Below are 22619 nucleotides of genomic sequence, written 5' to 3'. Positions count from 1 at the left end.
ACGGCCGCAGGCGATGGGTTGCTGCTACTCGTGAGATGACCCCCCCTCGCTTCGAAGCGCCTTGACCTCGCGTTGGCCGCCGTCAGGCGCTGGGGGCGCAACGGCGGCGCGGTGCCGGGCCCTGTGGCTCCGGTACCGGAGTGCATAGCCCTTGAACTGCCGCCCGAGCCCTGCGATGCCGCCCGGGAAGAACATGACCACGATCACGAACACCGCTCCCGTCAAGGTGAGATGGCGCGGCGTGAAGAACTGTGCGAAGTTCTGGACGAAGGTGAGTGCGGCGGCGCCGAGGTAGGCACCGGGGAGGCTGGCCGCACCCCCGAGCACGGCGGCCACGAGCACGTCGATCGAGGAGATGAGACCCACACCGTCGGGCGTGATCTGCCGGTGGTAGAAGAGCGCGACTACCCCGGAGGTCGAAGCCACGAAGGCCGCCACCGTGAACGCCGCGACCTTGAGGGCGTACACGTTGTAGCCCAGGGCCCGCATCCGCTCCTCGCTGTCGCGTACTCCCTCCATCGCCAGCCCGAAGGGTGTGCGCGAGAGGTAGCGGCAGAGCGCGTAGAGCAGCGCCGCGACGAGGAGGGCGAACCAGTAGAGACCAAGGGGCGTCGCAAGATCCAGGCCCGCAATCGTGGGCGGCTGCACCCCGGTGATGCCGGAGTGGCCGCCGGTGACCGGATAGGCCTGCAGGGCCGCGAAGAACATCAGCTGGGACACCGCCAGCGTCAACATGAGGAAGTACACGCCGCTCGATCGGACCGCGAAGAGCGCGACGAGCAGGCCCAGCAAGGTGCCGAAGGCGATCGCCAGCGGGATCGACGCGGCGTAGCTCCACCCGTTCTCGGAGGTGAGGTAGGCGATGGCGTAGCCCGCCATGCCGTAGAACGCCAGCTGCCCCAACGACAACAGCCCCGTGAACTTCTGCAGGAACGTGAGGCTCAGGGCGGTCGTCCCGAGCCAGATCGCCTTCACCCCCACGTTGAGAACCCAGAACTGGGGCTGGGGGACCACGAACGGGTACACCACCAGCCCCACCCCGAGGGCCAGGATCCCGACGAGCTTGAGCACCCGCCTCATGCGGCCCTCCCCAGAAGCCCCTGCGGTCGCACCGCGAGGACCAGGATCATCAGCCCGAACGTGAGGATGGCGGAGAACGGGGTGGCCCAGGCGAGCGCGTACTGGGATACGAGACCGACCAGGACAGCGCCGATGGCCGCGCCGGGGATGCTGCCCATCCCGCCCACGATGATGACGACGAGCGAGAACAGCAGGAACTCGATGTCGACTCCCGGCGCGAGCGAGAAGGTCGCCCCGCCGATCGCGCCGGAGAATCCGGCGAGTGCGGAACCGAGGAAGAAGATCCCGAGGAAGACGACCCGGATGTTGATCCCGGTTGCTGACACCATGTCCCGGTCGTCGACCCCTGCACGGATGATCAGCCCGAAGCGCGTCCGCTGCAGCAACAGCCACAACAGCACGCCGGTCGCCACCGCGATGAAGAGGATCGTCAGTCGGTACGCGGGATAGCTGACGCCGGCGACGCCGATGGGCCAAGCGGTCCGGAGGACTTCCGGGGACGGGATGCTGTGCGCCGTTCCACCGAAGTAGGCGAGCATCTGGTCGGCCCCGATCAGGGAGAGCCCGATCGTCACGAGGGCGACACGCATGTCGTTGCCCTCGATCCAGCGCAACAGCCCTTGCTGGAGCACGACACCGAGCACGCCCATCGTCACCGCCGCCACGATGAGGCCGGGGATGAACCCGTAGGCGTCGACGACCAGCCAGGCCACGTAGCCGCCCAACAGGTAGAGGGTGCCGTGCGCCAGATTCACCACCCGCATCAGCCCGAAGATCAGGGTGAGACCGCTGGCGACGAGGAAGTAGAGCGCCGCGAGGGTGAGCGCATTGAGCGTCACGGTGACGAACTGCGTCATCCCTGCGCGCTCCTCCACTCGGGGCGCTCCGGCCCTGGGCCGAGCGCGGCGTTGTAAGCGGGCGTTGGGCGTTCGCGACACGCCAGGTCGGGGCGAGCCGTGTACCCGCCCGCCGCTCGGCGTTCCGGTTTTCTACTAGACGGAACGGATACCCGCAATAGGCACCGAACGGTGGGTGGACCTCACCAAGAACGGCAGCACGAAGGGGCCAACTGATCGCCGCGCCCACCCACTATTCCGTTGCATGGAAAAAAATCTTGACGCCGCGCCCGCGCCCGCCGTAGCGTGCCGCCCGCACCGGCCAGAGGCGACGACACGGTGCGCGCCGGTACCTGCCCGCAGCGACGCGAGGTGGATCGAGATGGTGGTTTCGCTGGACGACGCCCGGGTCGTCGTGCCTGCTTCGCGGCAGGAGGCGATCGACGCCTTCGGTGACGGGGTGGACGTCGTCGTCGGCGGCGCCACGATCCTGCAGCCCGAGATCACGGCCGGGCGTGTGCGGCCCGGACGCGCCCTCTTTCTGCATCGCGCCGGCCTGGACGAGCTGCGCCACGACGGCGACCGTGTGCGGGTGGGCGCAACGACGACCCTCGAAACCATCGCTGCCTCGGGCGTCGAGCCGCTCGCGAGGGCTGCCGGCCACATCGGCGATCCGGAGATCCGCCGGCAGGCCACGCTCGGTGGAAACGTGAGCGCCGTCGGTGAGGGCGACTTGCAGGCCGTCCTTCTGGCTCTCGAGGCCTCGGTCCGAACCGTCGGACCGTCCGGGGAGCGGACCGAGGGCGTCGACGCGTTCCTGCGCCGGTTCGGCGGAGACGAGGAGCGCTTGCTCCTCGAGGCCGAGTTCACCGTACCGGAGGCCGCTGGCTATGCGGTGATGGACCGATTCCACACCATCCCGTACACGCCACTCGCGGTGACCGCGGTTCGGAGCGACGGCGTCACACGTGTTGCCGCCAAAGGGGCAGCGCCGCAGAGCGGCCGTCTCCCCTCGGTCGAAACCGCCCTCTCCGCGGGAGCGAGCCCTGAGGAGGCGGCAGCGGAAGCGGTGGCGGATGCGGATCCGTACGACGATGCGCTCGCTTCGGCGTGGTACCGCCGACGGCGACTCCCACAGCTCGTCACCCAGGCCCTGACCGAGCTCTGAGCAACGGAGGGAGCACCGAAATGAAACTGAGCGTGAACGGGGTCGAGCACGAGATCCGCAGCAGCGGGTTGCACTCGCTCCTCCACGTCCTGCGGGAGGAGCTGAGCATCACGAGCGCCAAGGCAGGTTGTGAACAGGGTGGCTGCGGGGCCTGTACCGTGCTCATCGACGGGGAGCCTCGTCGGTCGTGTCTCACCCCCGTGGCGTTGACCGATGGTGGCAGCGTCACGACGGTGGAGGGCCTGCCCTCGGACGGCGAGCTCACGGCCGTCCAGAAGGCCTTCTACGCCAAGTACGGCGCCCAGTGCGGCTTCTGCACCTCCGGCATGATCCTCGCCGCCACCCGGCTGATCGCCGAGCACGGCAGCGCGCTCGACGACGAGGACATCGAGGAGGCCATGGGCGGGCACCTGTGCCGCTGCACCGGCTACGTGAAGATTCTCGATGCCGTGAAGGCCGCCGCGCGCGGCGAGCAGTTCGATCTCGAGGAACTCCAACACGGCCTCGCGCGCAACGGTGACACCCCCGTCCGGACCGTGGAGGGCCAGGCATGAAGGCCATCGGTGCACGACTCCCCCGCTATGACGGTCTCGCGCACGTCACCGGGCGAACCACGTACGTGGACGACGTCCGAGTCCCCGGAATACTGTGGTGCAAGACCCTGCGCTCCCCCTACGACTCGGCGTGGGTCCGCCGCATCGACACCTCGGCAGCGGAGGCGATGGACGGCGTGCACGCGGTGATCACGCACGCCGACCCCGCCCGGAACGTGGTGGGGCACCTCGAGGACGTGGGCGTCCCCCCGGATCTCCCGCTGCTCGCCGAGGACGAGGTCCGCTACAAGGGTCAGCTCGTCGCCGCCGTCGCGGCCGACACCCAGGAACTCGCACAACAGGCGGTCGAACGAATCGACGTTCAGTACGAGGAGCGCGAAGCCCTCTTCGACGTGCGCAAGGCCCTCGACCCGGAGTCGCCCAAGGTCGCTCCGGACGGCAACCTCTTCTTCTACGACCCGTTCCACCACTGCCGCGTGCGCAAGGGCGACGTCGACTGGGCGTTCGAACAGGCCGACACGATCGTCACTGGTGTGTATCGGCCCCAAGCCATCGAGCAGGCACCGATCGAACCCCAGGTTGCCCTCGCCGTGCCCGAGGCGGACGGGCGGATCACCGTGCACTCGACGACGCAGGCGATGTACTTTTCCATGAACATCGTCGCGAAATACCTGGGCGTGGCCTTCGACCAGCTCAAGTTCGTCGGTGGAACGGTGGGCGGTGGCTTCGGTGGGAAGGTGGACACCCATTGCGAACCGGTCGCGGCCCTGCTCGCCCGCAAGACAGGGCGGCCGGTGAAGTACCGGGCGACCCGAGAGGAGGAGTTCACCGCGCTCTGGACCCGAGCGCCGTGGCACATCGAGATCGCCGACGCCGTCACACACGACGGATGGATCCTGGGCCGCCGGACCCTCACCTTGCACGACGCCGGGGCCTATACGGGCTTCTCCGGGTACGGCGCGATGAAGCACCTCCACCACTCGGCCGGCGCCTACACCATCCCGAACGTGTTCATGAACTCCTACGTCGTCTACACGAACCGGGTGCCGACCTCGGCGATGCGCGGGTTCGGAGTGACCTCGGTCTCCTTCGCGACCGAGACGCACCTCACCCGCATCGCGGACGAGCTCGGACTGGACCCGTGGGAGATCCGCCTGAAGAACGGCAACCGGATCGGGGACCTCACCCCCACACGGGTGAAACTGGACGATCCGTCAACGCTGCCCACGATCCTCGCCTGCGCCGACGCCGCGGGCGTGGAGCTGGCGCCCGAGTACGCGGCGATGACCCGCGAGGAGCGGTCGGGCGACCTCCTGCCCGAACATCTACGTGACCAGATCGGCAAGGCCGACGCCTGGAGGGAACGGGTATGAAGCACTGGGGACGAGGACTCGCGGCGATCGAGTACCCGACCGGCATGAACTTGGGGGGCGACCCCAGCCAGGCGTGGATCAAGATCAAACCCGACGGCCGGGTCGACGTGTTCGCGGGCACCGTCGACATCGGTCAGGGGTCGCGGACGATCCATACCCAGATCGTCGCCGACACGTTGGGCGTGCCGTACGAGTGGGTCAAGATGGACGTCTCCAACACCGACTCCTCGCCGGTGTGCATGGGCACGTTCGCGTCCCGTGGCACGTTCATCGGCGGGAACGCGGTGCGCGTGGCCGCGGAGCAGACACGGGACGCGCTCCTGGCGGTCGCATCCAAGGAGCTGGAGGTCGATGCCGAGGACCTCGAGGTCGTCGACGGCCGCGTACAGGTCCGCGGTTCGCCCAGCCAGTCGCTCGGCGTCGACGAGGTCGCGGGTTCCGCAACGTACGCCCACGGGACACTCATCACCGGGTCGGGCGGGTGGATGAAGCCGGCGTCCGAACCGGATCCCGAGACCGGTGAGTGCGACCCCCACGCGGCGATCTCGTACGCCGCGTGCGTCGCGGAGGTCGAGGCCGACGACGAAACCGGCGACGTGCGCGTACTGCGACTCATCCAGGCCTACGACGTCGGCCGCGCGATCAACCCGACCATGGTCGAGGGCCAGATCGAGGGCGGCGGCGCCATGGGGATCGGCCTCGGGCTCCTCGAGGAAGCCTATCCGTACTACCCGAGCACCGAGCACCGCGGCGATCGCTTCGGGCACTACTTCCCGCCGGCGATGAAGGACACCCCGGTCTACGAGAACCTCATCATCGAGAACCCCTCCGTCGATGGCCCCTACGGCGCCAAGGCCATCGGAGAGATGGCGAACAACGCCCAACCCCCCGCGATCGCTGCCGCGATACACGACGCCCTCGGCGTGTGGATCAATCAGATGCCGGCCAGCCCCGAGCGAGTCCTGCGGGCCCTGGACGAACAGCAGCCTCGGGAACCCCGGCGCGAGGGCAAATGGATCGTGTTCGACGAGGATGACTCACTCGCCACCGTCTCGAGCACAGGTGGCGAGGGCTTCATCCGCGTCGCCTGACGCGGTCCGGCCCGCTCCGGACCCTCACACCGAGGAGACACGCGTGCGGATCGTTGACCTCACCCTGCCGTTCGGCCCGGGGACTCCCTCGCCCCCGTCGGCCGGCATCGACGTGAAGATGGAGAGCTTCCACAAGGGCCCGGGGTTCTGGCAGGCCTCGAAGGTCGAGATGCTCCTCCACACCGGCTCCCACGTGGACTTTGCCCGGCACTGCGTCCGAAACGGTGAAACCGCCGCCGACGTCGCGCTGGACCGTGCGAGCGGCGAAGCACTCGTGATCGACCTGAGCCACGTCGGCCCCGATCACGGGATCAGCCCGCAGGACCTGGAGCTCGCGGCTCCCCCATTGCGGGAGGGGGACATCGCCCTGATCCGCACCGACTGGAGCGACCAGGCCTGGGGAGACTTCCCCCGCTACTTCCTCGAGTCGCCGTACTGCGAACCCGATGCCGCGCAATGGCTGCTCGATCGTGGGGCGAAGGCCGTCGGCTTCGACTGCTTCAGCGAGGTGGCTGCCCGACGGCCGGACTTCACCTCCGAGGAGTTCATCATCCACAAGATCGTCCTCGAACCGGGGGCGATCCTCATGCAACACCTCACGAACTTGTCCGCGTTGCCGCAGGGCGTGCGCGTCCCCTTCTACTGCACGTGGCCGAAGATGGCGGAGGCGGAGGGCGCACCCGCGCGCTTCTTCGCCCTGCTGGATCACTGACGAGCTACCCGCCGGAGCTGAACGAGGGAAAGGAACCCATCGTGATCAAGATCGTCTCGCTCATGAAGCGCCGAGAGGACCTCTCCCTCGAGGACTTCCGCGCCTGGGCCCTCCAGGAGCACGTCGAGCACGGCAAGCGCCTCCCCGGGCTGCGGGAGTACCGCATGAGCGTGGTGATCGAGGACGATCCGAACCATCCCTACGACGCGGTGAGCGAGCTCTGGTTCGATGACGACGAGGCACGGACCGCCGCGTTCGCGACCGAGGCGGGACGAGCCGCCGGGGAGGACGTGGCCGCGCACACCTCGGCGCGCACACGGCTCATCACCGAAGAGCGCCGCGTGTTCTGACACGCCCTCGAACTGAGGCGCCCCGAAGGTCCGGCCGTCTGGCCGGACCTTCGCGCGTCTCGGAAGGTGCGGCGTGCCTTCCAGGGTCTTGCTTGCCATTCTCAACCCACGCATAATCGAAAATGCACGACCCGGCGGTGGCCGGGGGTCCGGACGATTTCCTGCGGAGCGGAGGAGCCGTGAACGAAGAGCCGGTCCACTCGACGTTTCGACTGCTCGAGGCACTCGCCACGGCTTCGCGTCCCATGAGCGATACCGCCGCGGCCACCCTGCTGGGTCTCGAGGAGCCGGACGCCCGGGACCTCGTGCTCGAGCTCGAGCAGCGCGGTTTCCTGCGTCGAGACCCATCGACGGGATACCTGCGCCTCGGGCACCGCGCCGTGGGTCTCGGCATCAGGGCTCGCGGCGCCGAGGCGTTGCGCGTCCACACTTGGCCCGAGTTGGTTGCGCTGAGCCGCGCTCTCGACACCTCAGTACAGCTCGGCTTGTACGACCAGGGAGATCTCCTGTACCTCGCGGAGGCCCATCCCAGGACACTGGGACCCGGCCGGGAGCGTCTCGCCAACCTGCGAGCGCCCGCCTTCTGTGTCTCGCCGGGCCGCATGCTCCTTGCGCATCAACCGTCTCACGAGGTCGATCGGGTGCTCGGGCGACGGCTACCCGCGTACACCGACCACACGATCACGGACGCGGACCGGCTCCGCGAGGAACTGTCGCGGACACGCGAGCGGGGCTACGCGATCAACCGCGAGAGCTGGCGGCGGGGCGTCTCCGGCGTGGCATGCGCCGTTCGCGACCATGCCGGTGCGGTGATCGGCGCCGTAGCGATCTGCATCGAGGAGAGCCGCTTCGATGGCCGGCCGGACGGCCCGCTCGTGCGGCGGCTCAGCGAGGCGACCAGCCGGCTCTCGGGCCATGACCTGAGCGCCCCCTCCGAACCTCTGCGAGCGGTGATCCCTGCATAGTGTTCCGTATCTCGGAATCGTCGCGCTGAAACCCTTGATCCTGGCGCGAGCCCCCTTTAGGGTCACTGCACACACACAGAGGCTCGTTCGGGCATGTGCGTGGTCCGTCGCATTCGGCCGGTTGAGGTGGTGGGGATCATGAGCGCTGAGATCGACGCCCCAGAGTTCCACGATCTGGTCGGCGAAGAGGCGGACGTGGAGCAAGTGGCGACCGGTTTCCAGTTCACGGAAGGGCCCCTGTGGAACGGCCCCGGTGGCTACCTGCTGTTCAGCGACATGCCGGACGACACCCGTCGTCGGTGGGAACCTGCGGGCGGCGTGACGGTGGTGAAGCATCCCAGCAACAAGTGCAACGGGATGACGTACGAGCCCGACCACAGCCTCATCGTCTGCGAGCACGTGACGAGTGCGCTCGTCCGGGAGCGCTCGGACGGCACACACGAGACGCTCGCGAGCCACTGGGACGGTCGAGAGCTCAACTCGCCGAATGACGTCATCGTCGCCGACGACGGGGGAATCCTCTTCACCGATCCCACCTTCGGCCGGATGCCGGGGGTGGGCGAGGAGCGCCCCCAGGAACTCGACTTCCAGGGCGTCTTCCGTGTCCCCCCGCGAGGGGGACCGCTGCAGCTGCTCGCCGACGACTTCGATCAGCCTAACGGGCTGTGCTTCTCCGCCGACGAGTCCGTCCTCTACGTCAACGACACCACACGGGCCCACATCCGCGCCTTCGATGTCGAGGCCGACGGCAGTCTCACGAACGACCGCGTGTTCTTCGACCGCATCGGGCGAGGTGTCATCGAGGAGGGGGTCCCGGACGGGATGAAGTGCGACGAGCGAGGCAACGTCTACGTGACGGGGCCCGGTGGCATCTGGGTGATCAGCCCGGATGCCGAACGCCTCGGCGTGATCCACGTCCCCGAGAACGTCGCGAACCTCAATTGGGGCGAGGGGGGGTGGCGTAGCCTGTTCATCACCGCCTCGACCTCGCTGTACCGCCTCCGCATGCGCGTCGCCGGCAACCCCCTCGGCTACATGCGAGCCGCCTGACCACGAACGAACGGGAGCAGCAGCGATGTCGCGATTCGACGCCCCGCGCACCGCCTTGATCGTGCAGGACATGCAGAACGACGTGGTCACCGAGGGCGGCGCCTTCGCGGACGCCGGTCCCGCGACACATGCCGCCAAGCAGGGCACCGTGGAGAACCTCCGCGCTCTCGCCGACGATCTCAAGCAAGCCGGTGGGCACGTCGTGCACGTGTGGTACGTGGTGGCGCCCGGTGCCGCTGACCAGCGAGCGTGCGCTCCCCTCTTCCAGGGCTTGATCGACTCCGGGGCGATGGTCCGGGGGACCTGGGGGGCCGCGCCGGTGGAGAACCTGGTCCCCAGGGACGACGAGCACGTGGTCGAGAAGAACCGCATGAACCCGTTCGTCTCGAGCCGTCTCGAGCCCCTCCTCCGCGCCCTCGGCGTCGACACGCTGATCAGTGCAGGGGCCCTCACGAACATGGCGGTGGAGCACACGGCGCGTCATGCCGCCGATGCCGGGTTCCGGGTGGTGCTGCCGAGCGACGCGACCGCCACCTTCGACGACGAGTGGCAGCACGCCTCCACGGAGTTCGCCATCCAGAACGTCGCGACCGTCATGCTGACCCGCGAGCTCCGCGACGCGCTCTCGTAGACACCCGTCACGGACGTCCTAGGCGGACCTCCCGACCCGTTCGACGGCGTTGCGAAGCTCGCCGAGCCCCGGTACACGCACTACGACCTCGTCCCCCGGACGAAGCGTGAACTCGTCATCCGGGACGATCGCGGTGCCCGTGAGCAGCACCACCCCGTTCGGGTAGTCCTGAGCACGGTAGAGCCACTCGAGCAGCTCTTCGGGGGTGCGCCGCATGTCGGCGACATCCACTCGATCCGCGTAGCACACCTGCCCTTCGCGGTGGACCTCGAGCGAGATGCGGAGATCCCGGCGCTCGGGCGCCCGGTCGACGGGCACGAGGCACGGTCCCAGCGCACAGCTGTGCCGGTACATCTTCGCTTGCGGCAGGTAAAGCGGGTTCTCGCCCTCGATGCGTCGTGAGGAGACGTCATTGCCGAGCGTATAGGCGATGAGCTCGCCCCGTGGGTCGGCAATGAGCGCCAACTCCGGTTCCGGGACGTCCCAGCCCGAGTCCGCGCGCACACCCACGGTTTCTCCGGGACCACGGACCCGCCCCGGGGCGGCCTTCATGAACAGCTCCGGCCGAGGGGCCGCGTACACGAGGTCGTAGCTGTCGGGGACCCCGGACTCCTCGACACGGGCGTCCCGGCTGCGTCCATAGGTCACACCGGCCGCCCAGACCTCCTGCTGACCCACCGGCGCAGTGACACGAGCACCGGGGGGCACAGGGCCGTCCGAAGCAGAGGCGAGCACTGCCTGCAGAGCATCCGCACCAGCCCGCACCACCTCGTCGAGGCCCACCTCCTCCCGCAGGACCTCCCGGGGTCCATCCTCGGGATCACCGCGCGCGAGCCGGCACGACCCCTCGAACTCGAGCTGCCAGAGCCCCATGGCCTCCTCCTCGCTGGCGACGCCCCGCGCGTGGACCCTCAAGGGATGAGATCGACCACACGCTGCCGTTGGGTCCCGAGCCCCTCGATCGTCGCTTCGACCGTGTCCCCGGCCTTCAGGTACCGAGGAGGCTCCCAACCCATCCCAACCCCAGGAGGCGTGCCAGTGTTGATCAGGTCTCCCGGCTCCAGCGCGAAGAACTGGCTGAGGTACCAGACCACGTACGGCACCGCGAACACCATCTCCGCGGTTTGGCTGGCCTGACGGGTTTCGCCGTTCACCGACAGCTCGATGGCAAGGGCGTGGGGGTCGGGGACCTCGTCCGCGGTGACCAGCCACGGCCCCAATGGGTTGAACGTGGCGCACGATTTCCCCTTCACCCACTGCCCGCCCCGGTTCAGCTGGTAGTCGCGCTCGGAGACGTCGTTGGTGATGGCATAGCCGGCGATCGTCGCCGCCGCAGCCTCGAGGTCGGGGAGGTACTGGGCAGGCGCACCGAGCACGACGGCCAACTCGACCTCGTAGTCGACTCGCTCGCTGTGGGGAGGACGCACGATGTCGTCGAAGGGCCCGACAATCGTGTTCGAGAGCTTGTTGAACACCACGGGTTCCTCGGGCAAGGTCATGCCCGACTCGGCCGCGTGATCCGCGTAGTTGAGGCCCAGGCACAGTACCTCGTACGGGCGGCCCACGGGTGCACCCACGCGTTCCCCGTCGGTTCGCATCCGCGGGAGCCCGTCGACAGCGTCCACCCGTTCTCGGAGGCGTGAGAGCCCGTCGGACGCGAAGAACTCCGGACCGTAGTCCGCGGTCACGCTGGTGGCGTCGAGCACCTCTCCCCCGGCTCCCAGCACACCGGGACGTTCCCGGCCCGGGGGGCCGACCCGCACGAGTTTCATGACGAGCCCTTCCCAGTGAACGGGCGCACCGACTCCACGGACTCGCGAGTGAGGACCCCGTCGACGGTGCGAGGGATCCCGAGCGGGTTGTCATCGCGCAGTGCCGCGGGGAGCAAAGATTCCGGGGTACCCTGGTAGGCCACCGGACGTTGGAAGCGACGAACGGCCGTCGTGCCGACTGAGGTGTGGCCCGGCGCCGTCGTCGCTGGGTACGGGCCCCCGTGGTGCTGGGCGGCGGTCACCGCGACGCCGGTGGGGAACCCGTTCCAGATCACGCGACCGGCGCGACGGGTCAGTTCCTCGAACAGCGCCTCCAGTCGCGAGGCCTCCCCCTCCGTCCCATGCACCGTGGCGGTGAGGCTCCCGTCCATGTGCCCGGCCGCCTCCACCAGCCGGGACGATCCCACGCGTACGAGCAGACCGACCGGTCCGAAGTGCTCACGGGCGAGTGCTGACGTCGCGAGGAACGTGTCGAAGTCGGTACGCAGAAGCGTGGGCCCGGCTATCGGAGCCTGACCGCCTGGGAGCTGCCCCTCCACGAGGGTCTCCACCCCGGGCAGCTGCAGGGTCTCGTCGAGCTGTGTCGCGAGGCTGTCACGGATGCGGGGCGTGAGCAGTGGGCCCGGGTCGTGCGCCGCGAGTCGCGCCACCACTGCCTCGGCGAACGCCTGACCCTGCTCGTCGTCAGGTACGAAGACGACGCCGGGCTTGGTGCAGAACTGCCCCGTGCCGAGCGTCATCGATCCCGCGAACGCACTGGCGACCTCCTCTCCGCGCTCCGCGAGGGCCGCCGCGGTCACGAACACCGGGTTCAGACTGCCCATCTCCGCGTAGACAGGGATCGGCGCGGGACGGGAAGCCGCCACGTCGTGAAGCGCACGCCCCGCGCTCAAGGAGCCGGTGAACCCGACCGCGGCCACGGCCTCGTGGCCAACCAGCATCGTGCCCACTTCAGGTCCCGCACCCTGAACCAGGGAGAACGTCCCCGCAGGCGCGCCCGCGTCTCGCATCGCGTCGGCGATCGCAGCGGCACAGAGCTCGGACGTGCCGGGATGCGCCGGATGCGCCTTCGCGACCACCGGACAGCCGGCCGCGAGAGCCGACGCGGTGTCACCCCCCGGAACGCTGAACGCGAGGGGGAAGTTGCTCGCCCCGAACACCGCCACCGGACCCAGCGGCAGCAGCAGTCGCCGAAGATCCGGACGCGGTGGCGTCGTGGCCGGGTCGGGGCCATCGATGATCGCCTCGTAGTGCGCACCCGTCTCCACGAGGTCGGCGAACATGCGGAACTGTGCGGTGGTGCGCGCCAGCTCGTTCCGCAGACGGCCCAGACCCAAGGCGGTCTCCAGGTCCGCTCGCGCCACGATCGGCTCGTCCCGTTCCTCGAGCTGAGCTGCGATCGCCCTGAGCAGTCCCGCGATCCGATGCCCGTCCCAACGCGCGAGCGCGGGCGCGGCCGAGCCGGCTGCGCCAGCGGCGGAGTCCACCTCCACAGTGGTCGCCTCGGCGAACACGGGGAGAACGGGCTCGCCCGTTCGGGGATCGATGGCCTGCACGTCGCCCCCGTCGGGCCGGATCCATTCGCCGGCGATGAGCTGACCGCCGACCAGCGTCTCGGTGTCGTGAGGGGGTGTCATGTCATGCGGACCTCTCGGTCGGGGGCGTGCCGTCCTGCCGCGGGAACGGCCGCGCGGCCGCGCGTTCCAACGTCCCCAGTCCGATCGCGGCACGGCGGACACGTTCACGTGCAGTCGAGAGCACGAGTTCGCGAAGGTGGCCCCCGGCCGGATACAGCCCGGGAGCGTTCCGAACCGTGAACTTGAGGTACACGGGGGCGGCTACCCGCACGATCTCGGGGAGCTCGTAGTAGCGCACGGATCCGCCGAAGTCGTCCGCGGCTTCGATGTACATATCGAGCGGGACGGTCACGGCCTCACGGATCGCCGCGATCTGCGCGACCGAGAGGTCAACCGGCAGGTTGATCGTGGTCGCGCCAAGCCCTTCGAGGACCCGTGCCGTTGCCGGGTTGGCCGCCGGCAGGGTCACCGAGGTCTTGAGGACCAGATCCGCCGGCAGGGCACCTCGTGACCTGAGTTCGTTCAACACCCACAGCTGGCCGAGGTCACCGACGAGCACGCTCCGCAGCCCGAGCTCGCAACCTCGGCGGACATCCTCGACGCCGAAGGCCAGCTGATCCGCACCACGGAGCGAACCTCCCACCACCATCCCAGTGTCCGCTCGGGCCTGTGCGCCCACGTCCCACGAGGCCCGGGGGCCCACGAAGAGGCAGACCTCGATCCCGTTCTGTCGTCCGAGTGCGACCATCCGGTCGATCTCGGCATCGGTCTGCAGCATGATCCCGCTGCCCTGACTGACGCGATGCACGGGGACGCGGTACTCGTCGGCCGTATCGATGACGGCCTGGAGGGCTTCCGGCCCCTCCACGGAGGGGATCTCGACACGGTACTGAGCACCGTCGTCGAACGTTCGTGGCGAGGTTCCCGCGGCCGCGGGATCCCCGACGGGCAGGCCGAGCGCAGCGACTGTGTCTCCGACGTCCTCCACGCGCGACCTCCGCTCCTTCTCGAGGGCCGACCGCCGGCCGTCGAGCCGACCGCGAACAGCTTTCCACATTTCAGGATTGTGCGCCAGCTTGTTCCGAGTCCCGGAATCATCGTCGAGTCTGTCCGCGCCCACATGACGAAGCGCAGGTACCTCGAACCGGTTCTGGCCTACCTGGTTGGGCTCTCGACAGACACCTGAGAACTCGAGGATCTCAGGCGCCTCGGATGCGCTCGTCAGGGTGTTCGGTTACACCCAGGGGAGGGTCAGCCCTCAACCCCGGGGATCAGCCCGTCACCCCTGGACGCCCGGTCGCGCGCTCTTAGCCCCCGGGGCGTGCCGCACCGACGTAGTCCGACCGGTCGATCGAGCGAGTGCGGACGACCTGGCCGGAGTAGGGCGCCTCCACCATCTGCCCACCACCGATGTACAGGCCCACGTGGTGGATCGGGTTGCCGAAGAACACCAGGTCGCCCGGCCGCAGCTGATCGCGTGACACGTTCGGCAGGCCGTCGTGCTGCGCCTGGGAGGTGCGCGGGATCTCCACACCGGCAGCCCGCCACGCGTACGACGTCAGGCCCGAGCAGTCGAAGGTGTCAGGGCCGTTGCCACCCCACTGATACGGGGTGCCCTGCTGGGCCAGCGCCGTGTCGACCGCGACCTGCGCCGCACCCGATCCGGCGGGTTCCCCGGCCCCGTCCTGGGCCTGGTCGCCCCCGGAGCCGTCGGAGTCCCCGGATCCCGCGGCCTCGGACTCATCGGCCTCGTCGGGCCCATCGGGTTCGGCCGGTGCACCGCCGCCGTCCTCGTCCTCGGCCTCCACCTGGGCAGCCGTCTCGGCCATCTCGGCCTGCCGAGCTTCCTCGGCGGCACGCTCGGCCTCCTCGCGCCGCGCCTCGGCAGCCTGCAGATCCTCCTCGGTCGCGGCGAGCTGGTCCTCGGCTCCCGCGACCGCGGCGCGCAGTTCCTCGAGTTCCTCCTCCTGCGCCGCGAACCGCTCCTCCACGGCCTCACGCCGCGCCTCGACCTGAGCTACGGCCTCGTCCGCGGCAGCCTCGGCGGCCACGAGCCGCTCCCGCTCGGCCTCCAGCACCGCCTGGGTGGCCGCGAGCTCCTCGATGTCGGCTCGGCGGCCGCGCTGCAACCCGGACAGATAACCGCTCTGGCGGGCGACGTCACGGGGGTCGCTGCCGAGCAACGAAGCGAACGAGGCCGCCTGTTCTCCCTTGTAGCGGGCGCGGACGATCTCCGCGGCGCGGTCCTGCTGCGCCGTCACCGCGGCTCGTGCTTGACGCACCGACTCCTGGGCCTCGGCGACGCGGCTCTCGAGCTCGTCGCGCTCGGCCTGGGCGGCGCGGTAGGCCTCGACCTCGCGGCTCGCCGCTTCGTCGAGCTCCGCCAGCCGCTCCTCGGCCTCGGTGCGCTCGCGGTCGAGCTCGTCGCGCTCGGCCTCGCGCGCCTCGCGCTCGGCCTCGAGCTCTTCGCGCTGCTCGTCGATCTCATCGAGCGTGGCCGGGTCGGCCAATGCGACCGGTGCGCTGAGGGCCACCGCGAGACCCAGCACCAGCGCACCCGCCGCGCCGGCGAGCACGGATCGACTCCCGGCCTGGGGGCGCGCCGAGGCCGAACCGGGAAGTGTGTGTCGCTCGTGGGGGCTTGGGGGGTGCATGTCGGCGCGGATCATGCCGTATCAGCATCCGCGATTCCAAGCACCGTCCCCAAGAAGCCGCGAGCCCCCTGTCCCGGAAGGCGAATGCCCCGCCGTGGCTGGCGGGGCATCGGGTCGATGGGACCGTGATCAGTAGACGGGGATCGAGTCGTCGACCTGCTTGGCGTACGCGTTGATGCCGCCCTGCAGGTTCTTGAGCTTGCGGAACCCCGCCCCCTGCAGCAACTCGAGCGCCTCCATCGAGCGTGCACCGGACTTGCAGTGCAGGACGATGTCCTCACTCGAGTCGAGCTCCTGCATCCGCTGGGGCAGCTCGCCCAGGGGGATGAGCTCGGCGCCGGGGATGCTGCTGATCTGGTACTCGTGCGGCTCGCGGACGTCGATGACCCGCACCCGGTCGCGGACCTCCTCGAGCTCGCGCGGGGTGATCTGCACCTCGCCGTCGAGCGCGTCCGCGGCCTCGTGGTCGTTGGCGGGCATCCCGCAGAAGGCCTCGTAGTCGATCAGCTCGGTGACGGTCGGGTTCTTGCCGCACACCGGGCACTCGGGGTCCTTGTTGACCTTGATGGTCTGCCAACGGGCCTCGAGGGCGTCGTACAGCTGCATCCGCCCGATCAGCGGGTCCCCGTTGCCGGTGATCAGCTTGATCGCCTCGGTGGCCTGCCCCGCGCCGATCGTCCCGGGGATCACGCCGAAGACCCCGCCCTCGGCGCAGCTCGGCACCATCCCGGGGGGCGGCGGTTCCGGGAACATGCACCGGTAGCACGGGCCCTCGTCGGCGTAGAAGACGCTGAGCTGCCCGTCGAAGCGGAAGATCGAGCCGTACACGTTCGGCTTGCCGAGCAGCACGCAGGCGTCGTTGACGAGGTAGCGCGTCGGGAAGTTGTCGGTCCCGTCGATCACGATGTCGTAGTCCTCGATGATCCCGAGCGCGTTGTCGCTGCGCAGGCTGGTCTCGTGGATCCGCACCTCGGTATCGGGATTCAGGTCGTTGATCGTCTCCTGCGCGGACAGGACCTTGCGCTTGCCGATGTCCTTCGTGCCGTGGATGACCTGGCGCTGCAGGTTGGACTCGTCGACGGTGTCGAAGTCGACGAGGCCGAGGGTGCCGACCCCCGCGGCGGCCAGGTACATGGCCAACGGGCTGCCCAGGCCGCCGGTCCCGACGAGCAGGATCTTCGCGTTCTTCAGCCGACCCTGCCCCTCGACGCCGATGTTGGGCATGATGAGATGGCGGCTGTAGCGAGCGATCTCGTCCTTGGTCAGCGTGGCTGGTTCAGCAATGAGCGGTTCCATATTCGGGTCAACCAATCATTGGGGGTCGACTATTCCCGGCGGGCCGTGGTCCGAGCGGTGCCCGGAGGATAGCGACCTGCCTGCCTGGCCTGCCGTGGTGGGAACCGTGCGATGGACGCCATGACCCCCGCCCTCATCGGTCACGCGCTGTTGGCGATCGTGGTCGCGAGCGCCGCGCTCGGCGCGCTCCTCGCCCGATCGGAGGCGACCGCGATCAAGCGGTACGCGGCGTTCGGGCTCGGGCTCGCCGTGGCCTCGGCGGCGCTGGGAGCGCTCGGGGTCGCGACCGCCGAGCTCCTGGTGGGTGTCCTGGCGACGGCCGCGATCCTGTGGTGGGCGGCGCGCACCGGCGGCGGGCCACCCCGGCCACTACGGCCACGTCACGCCGAGCGCCGCGAGCACGCCGACCAGCAGGAGCAGGACCAGGAGCGCGGTGACCATCGGTCGAGCGAACAGTGACTCCGTACGGGCCTGGGCCGCTCGCGCGCGTTCCACCGAGCCCGCGAGCGCGCGACGAAGGGGCGGCAACCCGATCACCGCACCCCCGAGCGCCGCGGTCCCGCGGAGCCGGGTCGCGGCCGCCTCCGCCGCGAGAACGAGGTCACCCGCCGGAACGCTCGGGGCGGGACCGACGCGCGAGAGCCCCCATAGCATCCCGACGCCCACGGCGACCGGCCAGGACTGGTCCCACCAGAGCCCGACATCGGTCACCGCCGGAGGTGCGACCCCCGGCAACCAGCCGCCCACGACCGGCCACGTCACCGCGAACGAGCAGCCGAGGGCGAGCAGCCACGCGAGAACCGAGGACCACGGGGCGGCCGCCCCGGGCGGGGGCTCGTGTCCGCCCTGCGCGGTGAGCAGCCACAGCATGCGCCCGAGCAGCACGGTGCTCGCGGTCCCCGACAGCAGCAGGGCGAGGTAGAGGGCACCACCCCAGGGCTGGGTCACCCCCTCGGCGAGGTCCTTGAGCAACCCCTTCGCAACCATGCCCGACGTGAGCGGCAATCCCGCGATGGCGGCCGCTGCGGCCGTCTGACCGAGCAAGACGGCGCGGCGGGGTCGCGAGCGGCTCTCCGCCTGCGCCACGCCGACCCCGAGGAAGAGCGCCCCCTTCGCGAGCCCGTGGTGCAGGGCGAAGACGATCGCCACGCTGCCCGCGGGGGTGGCGAGCTCGGGCGCTGCGAGCCCGATCCCCACGGGGACGAGCACGAGGCCGATCTGGCTCACGCTCGAGTAGGCGAGCACGGTCTTCGGATCGTCCTGGAGCGCCCCCAGCACGGCCCCCGCGAGGAATCCGGCCACGCCGATGCCCACCACGACCGGACCGAACGCGGGCAGCGGCGAGTCCCCGAGCGGCAGGAGCCGCAACCACCCCAGCACTCCTGCGGTGATAATCGCTCCGGACAGGATCGCGCTGGCGGGAACCGGTGCGGCCGGGTGCGCGAGGGGCAGCCACGAGTGCACCCCGAGCATCCCCGCCTTGATCCCGAAGCCCACGAGCAGGAGCACGGGCACGCCGGCTGCGGCCCCCTCCCCTGCGGCGGCCGCCACGTCCCCCAAGGCGGTGGTACCGGCCACGCCCACCGCCACGGCGAGCCCGGCCAGCAGGAGCGCCTCGCCCACGACCCCGAACACGAGGTAGATGCGCCCGGCACGCACCGCCCGCTCCGTCGCGTTGTGGACCACCAGCACGTACGAGGCGTAGGTCACCAGCGCGAACCCCGTGTAGAAGGTCACGACGTCCGCGGCGAGCACGAGCAGGAGCATTCCGGCCAGAGCAGCCTGGAAGGCGCTCGCGAACCGCGAGGAGCGCCGATCGTCCCGCAGCAGCGTCGGGAGGGCGACCCCGGCAGCCAGCCACAGCGAGCCCGCCAGGACCAGCAGAACGCGCGCCCAGGGGTCGACGGCCATCTCGAGGCCGAGCAGCAGCCACGCGACCTCGACCCGGGCCACCACGTCGGGTCCGGGCGCGGACACCGCGAGCACGAGGGCCGGGAGTGGGGCCACCCACGACGCGCGCAGGAGCACCCGTTCGGGCACCGCTCGCAGCGCCGCCGCCAGCGCTCCCGCCAGGGGGAACGCGACGGCCAGGAGCGCGAGGAGGCCCATCGGCCCGCCGTCACTCACGGGCATCCCCCTGCTCGAGGCCGAACACCTGCTCGACGATCAGCTCGCTCCAGCCGAAGGGGCTGAAGGGCGCACCGGCGAGCGTCCCGACGAGCGCGACGGAGGCGGCGACCGCCACGATCGGGGCGAGCAGCGAGACCCGGGTCTCGAATCGAGCGTGGCGTGGTGGCCACTGTGTGCGCGGCGGACGGAACCACGCGGCGTGGACCAGCGGCAGCACGTAGGCCGCCGTCAACAGCGTCGAGGCCGCGAGCACCACCGGGACCCACCACGCGCCCACCGCGACCGCCCCGACCCCGAGGTGCCACTTCGTCACGAACCCGGCGAGCGGCGGAACCCCAACCATGGCGAGCGCAGCCAGCGCGAAGGCGCTCATCGTCACCGGCATCCGCCGCGCCGTGCCGTCGAGCTCGCTGGCGCGGTGAACCCCGAGCTCCTTGCCGAGCGCCCCCACGCAGTAGAAGAGCGTCACCTTCATCAAGCCTTGGTGGACGAGGTGGACGAGGCCCGCGGCCGTCGCCCCCGGCCCGCCCACGGCCACGCCGAACGCGACGAACGCGAGCTGGGCGACCGTCGAGTACGCGAGACGGGCCTTGAGGCCGTCCTGCCCGATCGCGCGCACCGAGCCCCAGAGCAGGGTCACCGCCGCGACGACGGCCAGCGGGGTGAGGACGCCGAGCGCCGCCGCCGTGGCCGGCCCGTAGAGGTCGAGGACGACCCGCACGAGCCCGTACGCGCCCGCCTTCACCACGGCGACGGCGTGGAGCAGGGCGCTCACCGGGGTCGGCGCGACCATCGCCTGCGGCAGCCACCCGTGGAGCGGCACGAGGGCGGCCTTGACACCGAGGCCGATGACCAGGAGCGCGAAGATCGCCGTCAGGGCGCCCGGTTCCGCGGCAGCGGCATCGGCCAGCACCCCGCCGGTGGAGAACTCGATCGTGTCGGCGACGAGCGCGAGCCAGACCATGGCCACGAACAGCACGCTGCCGCCACCGACCGCGTAGGCGAGGTACGCGCGGCCGCCCGCGCGCGCGTCCGCGGTGCCCTCGTGGACGACGAGCGGAAAGGTCGAGACGGTCAGCAGCTCGTAGAAGATCAGGAACGTGAAGAGGTTGCCGGCCAGCCCGATGCCCATGGTCGCGGCGACGCAGAGGTTGAAGTACCCGAAGAACCGCGTGAGGTGCGCGTCGCCGGCGAGGTAGCCGATGGTGTAGACGGTCGTCGCGAACCACAGGAGCACCGACAGGGTGAGGAAGAGCAGCGGCACCTCCTCCACCCGCAACACGAACGCGAGATCGGGCAGCACCGCCCACCGGACCTCGTAGGTCGCACCGCGGAAGACCCCGAGGAGCAGCACGAGGACGAGCACCAGCTTCACGCCCGCCCCGAGCAGCGTGACCGTGTCACGCGCCACCCGCGCGCGCTCGGGCAGGGCGAACACCACGAGCGCGGGCACGAGGGAGGTCGCGACGAGCAGCAGCGGCAACGCCTCCCGCGCGGTCATCGCACGGCCCCGGGGCCGGTGCCCAGGAACGGCGGAGCGCCCACCTCGAGGAGCGAGAGCACCTCGACCGCACGGAAGCCGAGCCCGACGGTGAGCAGCGCGAGCAGCAGCGGCGCCACCGCGAGGACGTGGGGCAGCGGGGCGAAGGAGGGCTCGCGACGCTCGAAGGCGAGGACGAGCACGCGGACGAGGTAGGCCGCGGTCAGCCCTCCCCCGAGGAGCACGATCACCGCGATCCACCACTGGCCGCTCGCCAGCGCGGCCGTCAGCAGGTACCACTTGCCGACAAAGCCCCCGCTGGGCGGCAACCCGACGAGGCTCACGCCCGCGAGCGCGAACGCCGCCACCGACCAGGGCGCACCGGCCGCCGCGCCCCGCAGCGCGTCGACCCGATCGGAGCCGGCCGCTCGCACGAGCGCCCCGACGGCCATCAGCATCGCGGCCTTCGCCGCGGAGTGCGCGATCGCGTAGTAGACCCCGCCGTACCAGCCGTACCACGCCGCGGTCTCCGGGGCGGGGGTGGCCGCGTCGTGCACGAGCATGGCCGGGACGAGCCAGAGGTAGCCCATCTGCGACAGCGTCGAGTAGGCCACCAAGCGTTTGAGGCTCGTCTGCCACAGCGCGACGGCGCCGCCCCAGAGGATCGAGCCGGCTCCCAGGACGGCCAGCAGCGTGGCGGCGGTCGGGGTGACGAGGTGCGGCAGCGCCTGGAACCAGAGCACCAGGACGGCGTAGAAGTACACCTTGAGCACGAGCGCCGACAGGATTGGGCTCGCCGGGGAGGGCGCGATCGTGTGGGCGTCCGGGAGCCAGAAGTGCAGCGGGAACAGGGCCGCGGTGAGCAGCAGACCCACGGTCATCACCGCGAGGGCCACCACCGCCAGCGGGGTGCCCGCGACGTCGTCGGTCATCCGGTAGGGGTCGAGCACCCCGCTCTCCGCCCACAGCACCACGGCGCCGGCCAGGTACACGAGCGAACCGGCGAAGGCGACCACCAGATAGCGGAGCCCCGCGTCGAGCGCCGCTCGGGTCCCCGCGAGCACGACCAGCGCCACCGCGGCGACCCCGACCGCCTCGAAGGCGACGTACAGGGCGAACGTGTGCGCGAGGAGGAACACGCCGTTCATCGCGGCCACGAGCCCGAGCCACCGTGCCCAGAAGCGGGAGGGTTCGGGGTCGAGCCCAGCAGTGCCTCGGAATGGCCCCCGACGGGCAGCCCACTCGACGCGGGCGGGGTCCGGGAGGTACGAGCCCCACGCGTACAGCGCGGCGACGCTGTTCACGACACTGCTGGTCAGCAGCAGGAGCGCGCCCGCACCGTCCGCGTAGAGGTCGATCTCGAGCCCGAACCCGTGCAACAACGCCACGCGCACCGGCTCGTCGGCAGCGACCTCGACGGCCAGGGTGGTGGCGGCCCCCAGGCCCACCAGGCTTGCGGCGATCGCCACGAGCGGGGTACCGCGGCCACGCGCGAGCACGGTCACCACCGCCCCCGCCAACGGCGCCGCCACCGCGAGGACCGCGCTCACCCGGCCGCCTCGTCGTCCGGAGCCTCCGCGGTGCCCTCGGGTGGGCCCCGACGACGGCGCACCAAGACCGCCCCGAAGGTGGTCACGCCGAACGCGACCAGGATGCCCAGGACCCCCATCGCCCGGGCCGCGCGTGGGTCACCCGCACCACCGGCGCCCGATGCCGCGAGCAGCGCGATGGTGACCGACCCGGCGACGATGTTCAGGGCGACGAGGGCGCGGATCGGGCTGTGCGCCACGGCGAGCCCCACCGACCCGGCCGCGAACAGCAGCAGGGCGGTGACCAGCCAGATCAGCTCCGCGTGCACCAACCCCCCGCATGCCCGGTTCGCGTCGCCGGACGAGGCCGG

22 protein-coding genes are annotated in these 22619 nt (G+C 70.4%); 10 read left to right on the top strand and 12 right to left on the bottom strand.

The features are described 5' to 3' along the window. Positions 1–24 precede the first annotated feature (24 nt). On the bottom strand, positions 25–1080 hold the full coding sequence (locus ER308_RS18885) for a branched-chain amino acid ABC transporter permease (RefSeq protein ID WP_131156421.1): 1056 nt from the start codon (positions 1078–1080) through the stop codon (positions 25–27). Beyond that, a complete protein-coding gene (locus ER308_RS18880) occupies positions 1077–1937 on the bottom strand; it encodes a branched-chain amino acid ABC transporter permease (RefSeq protein ID WP_131156420.1) in 861 nt (286 codons plus the stop codon). Before ER308_RS18880 ends, ER308_RS18885 begins: the two co-directional genes overlap by 4 nt. Positions 1938–2112: 175 nt before the next feature. Between ER308_RS18880 and ER308_RS18875 the strand changes: the two genes are divergently transcribed. The 9 genes from ER308_RS18875 to ER308_RS22140 all read left to right on the top strand — a co-directional run bounded on the left by ER308_RS18875 (position 2113) and on the right by ER308_RS22140 (position 9810). Further along, positions 2113–3084, top strand: a complete 972-nt coding sequence (locus ER308_RS18875; RefSeq protein ID WP_131156419.1) for an FAD binding domain-containing protein — start codon at positions 2113–2115, stop codon at positions 3082–3084. Positions 3085–3104: 20 nt separating this feature from the next. Continuing rightward, on the top strand, positions 3105–3638 hold the full coding sequence (locus ER308_RS18870) for a (2Fe-2S)-binding protein (RefSeq protein ID WP_131156418.1): 534 nt from the start codon (positions 3105–3107) through the stop codon (positions 3636–3638). Further along, complete coding sequence (locus ER308_RS22880) at positions 3635–5011, top strand: xanthine dehydrogenase family protein molybdopterin-binding subunit (RefSeq protein ID WP_131156417.1); 1377 nt, start codon at positions 3635–3637, stop codon at positions 5009–5011. The genes ER308_RS18870 and ER308_RS22880 overlap by 4 nt, the downstream gene beginning before the upstream one ends. Next, positions 5008–6102, top strand: coding sequence for a xanthine dehydrogenase family protein molybdopterin-binding subunit (locus ER308_RS22875; RefSeq protein WP_131156416.1), 1095 nt, complete (start codon positions 5008–5010; stop codon positions 6100–6102). Before ER308_RS22880 ends, ER308_RS22875 begins: the two co-directional genes overlap by 4 nt. A 43-nt stretch (positions 6103–6145) precedes the next feature. Next, complete coding sequence (locus ER308_RS18855; protein WP_165492253.1) at positions 6146–6814, top strand: cyclase family protein; 669 nt, start codon at positions 6146–6148, stop codon at positions 6812–6814. 41 nt (positions 6815–6855) lie between these two features. Beyond that, positions 6856–7164 carry an EthD family reductase gene (locus tag ER308_RS21850; RefSeq protein ID WP_165492252.1) on the top strand — a complete coding sequence of 103 codons (309 nt, stop codon included), beginning with the start codon at positions 6856–6858 and terminating at the stop codon, positions 7162–7164. A 179-nt stretch (positions 7165–7343) separates the two neighbouring features. Further along, positions 7344–8129, top strand: coding sequence for an IclR family transcriptional regulator (locus ER308_RS18845; RefSeq protein ID WP_165492251.1), 786 nt, complete (start codon positions 7344–7346; stop codon positions 8127–8129). 138 nt (positions 8130–8267) lie between these two features. Continuing rightward, positions 8268–9179 (top strand): SMP-30/gluconolactonase/LRE family protein, encoded by a 912-nt coding sequence (locus tag ER308_RS22145; protein WP_205745735.1) that lies wholly within the window; start codon positions 8268–8270, stop codon positions 9177–9179. 25 nt (positions 9180–9204) lie between these two features. Further along, positions 9205–9810: a cysteine hydrolase family protein gene (locus tag ER308_RS22140; RefSeq protein WP_205745734.1), complete on the top strand. Its 606-nt coding sequence runs from the start codon at positions 9205–9207 to the stop codon at positions 9808–9810. 18 nt (positions 9811–9828) lie between these two features. Here the strand turns inward: ER308_RS22140 and ER308_RS18835 are convergent, their stop codons facing one another. From ER308_RS18835 to moeB, 6 genes are all read right to left on the bottom strand, one after another. Beyond that, entirely contained in the window at positions 9829–10683 is an 855-nt protein-coding gene (locus tag ER308_RS18835) for a fumarylacetoacetate hydrolase family protein (protein WP_131156412.1), read from the bottom strand. Between the two features lie 38 nt (positions 10684–10721). Beyond that, positions 10722–11582 (bottom strand): fumarylacetoacetate hydrolase family protein, encoded by an 861-nt coding sequence (locus ER308_RS18830; RefSeq protein ID WP_131156411.1) that lies wholly within the window; start codon positions 11580–11582, stop codon positions 10722–10724. Then, positions 11579–13219, bottom strand: a complete 1641-nt coding sequence (locus ER308_RS18825) for an aldehyde dehydrogenase (NADP(+)) (RefSeq protein ID WP_131156410.1) — start codon at positions 13217–13219, stop codon at positions 11579–11581. Before ER308_RS18825 ends, ER308_RS18830 begins: the two co-directional genes overlap by 4 nt. 1 nt (position 13220) lies before the next feature. Next, positions 13221–14147, bottom strand: a complete 927-nt coding sequence (locus tag ER308_RS18820) for a U32 family peptidase (protein ID WP_205745733.1) — start codon at positions 14145–14147, stop codon at positions 13221–13223. A gap of 319 nt (positions 14148–14466) precedes the next feature. Beyond that, positions 14467–15735, bottom strand: coding sequence for a C40 family peptidase (locus ER308_RS22630; RefSeq protein WP_131156408.1), 1269 nt, complete (start codon positions 15733–15735; stop codon positions 14467–14469). A 207-nt stretch (positions 15736–15942) separates the two neighbouring features. Next, positions 15943–17109, bottom strand: coding sequence for a molybdopterin-synthase adenylyltransferase MoeB (gene moeB / locus ER308_RS18810; RefSeq protein ID WP_131156407.1), 1167 nt, complete (start codon positions 17107–17109; stop codon positions 15943–15945). 111 nt (positions 17110–17220) lie between these two features. Between moeB and ER308_RS18805 the strand changes: the two genes are divergently transcribed. After that, complete coding sequence (locus ER308_RS18805; RefSeq protein WP_131156406.1) at positions 17221–17568, top strand: hypothetical protein; 348 nt, start codon at positions 17221–17223, stop codon at positions 17566–17568. On the opposite strand, the gene ER308_RS18800 is transcribed toward ER308_RS18805, so the two are convergent. From ER308_RS18800 to ER308_RS18785, 4 genes are read right to left on the bottom strand one after another with little or no spacing between them, the layout of a single operon-like run. Beyond that, positions 17479–19236, bottom strand: a complete 1758-nt coding sequence (locus ER308_RS18800; RefSeq protein ID WP_131156405.1) for a complex I subunit 5 family protein — start codon at positions 19234–19236, stop codon at positions 17479–17481. The two genes, ER308_RS18805 and ER308_RS18800, sit on opposite strands and share 90 nt — an antisense overlap. After that, a complete protein-coding gene (locus ER308_RS18795) occupies positions 19229–20740 on the bottom strand; it encodes a complex I subunit 5 family protein (RefSeq protein WP_131156404.1) in 1512 nt (503 codons plus the stop codon). Before ER308_RS18795 ends, ER308_RS18800 begins: the two co-directional genes overlap by 8 nt. After that, on the bottom strand, positions 20737–22269 hold the full coding sequence (locus ER308_RS18790) for a complex I subunit 5 family protein (protein ID WP_131156403.1): 1533 nt from the start codon (positions 22267–22269) through the stop codon (positions 20737–20739). The genes ER308_RS18795 and ER308_RS18790 overlap by 4 nt, the downstream gene beginning before the upstream one ends. Beyond that, positions 22266–22577: a hypothetical protein gene (locus ER308_RS18785; RefSeq protein WP_131156402.1), complete on the bottom strand. Its 312-nt coding sequence runs from the start codon at positions 22575–22577 to the stop codon at positions 22266–22268. Before ER308_RS18785 ends, ER308_RS18790 begins: the two co-directional genes overlap by 4 nt. Positions 22578–22619 lie beyond the last annotated feature (42 nt).

The organism is Egibacter rhizosphaerae (genome assembly GCF_004322855.1).
Classification (GTDB): Bacteria; Actinomycetota; Nitriliruptoria; order Euzebyales; family Egibacteraceae; genus Egibacter; species Egibacter rhizosphaerae.
The sequence above is the reverse complement of the archived record's forward strand: the minus strand, read 5'-3'. Positions and strand labels throughout refer to the sequence as shown.

Coding starts and splice junctions, on each gene's coding strand:
- ER308_RS18880 (WP_131156420.1), bottom strand. CDS start 1,937: ATGACGCAGTTCGTCACCGTGACGCTCAATGCGCTCACCCTCGCGGCG.
- ER308_RS22145 (WP_205745735.1), top strand. CDS start 8,268: ATGAGCGCTGAGATCGACGCCCCAGAGTTCCACGATCTGGTCGGCGAA.
- ER308_RS18825 (WP_131156410.1), bottom strand. CDS start 13,219: ATGACACCCCCTCACGACACCGAGACGCTGGTCGGCGGTCAGCTCATC.
- ER308_RS18870 (WP_131156418.1), top strand. CDS start 3,105: ATGAAACTGAGCGTGAACGGGGTCGAGCACGAGATCCGCAGCAGCGGG.
- ER308_RS18795 (WP_131156404.1), bottom strand. CDS start 20,740: ATGACCGCGCGGGAGGCGTTGCCGCTGCTGCTCGTCGCGACCTCCCTC.
- ER308_RS18835 (WP_131156412.1), bottom strand. CDS start 10,683: ATGGGGCTCTGGCAGCTCGAGTTCGAGGGGTCGTGCCGGCTCGCGCGC.
- ER308_RS18885 (WP_131156421.1), bottom strand. CDS start 1,080: ATGAGGCGGGTGCTCAAGCTCGTCGGGATCCTGGCCCTCGGGGTGGGG.
- ER308_RS18830 (WP_131156411.1), bottom strand. CDS start 11,582: ATGAAACTCGTGCGGGTCGGCCCCCCGGGCCGGGAACGTCCCGGTGTG.
- ER308_RS22140 (WP_205745734.1), top strand. CDS start 9,205: ATGTCGCGATTCGACGCCCCGCGCACCGCCTTGATCGTGCAGGACATG.
- moeB (WP_131156407.1), bottom strand. CDS start 17,109: ATGGAACCGCTCATTGCTGAACCAGCCACGCTGACCAAGGACGAGATC.
- ER308_RS22880 (WP_131156417.1), top strand. CDS start 3,635: ATGAAGGCCATCGGTGCACGACTCCCCCGCTATGACGGTCTCGCGCAC.
- ER308_RS18805 (WP_131156406.1), top strand. CDS start 17,221: ATGGACGCCATGACCCCCGCCCTCATCGGTCACGCGCTGTTGGCGATC.
- ER308_RS22875 (WP_131156416.1), top strand. CDS start 5,008: ATGAAGCACTGGGGACGAGGACTCGCGGCGATCGAGTACCCGACCGGC.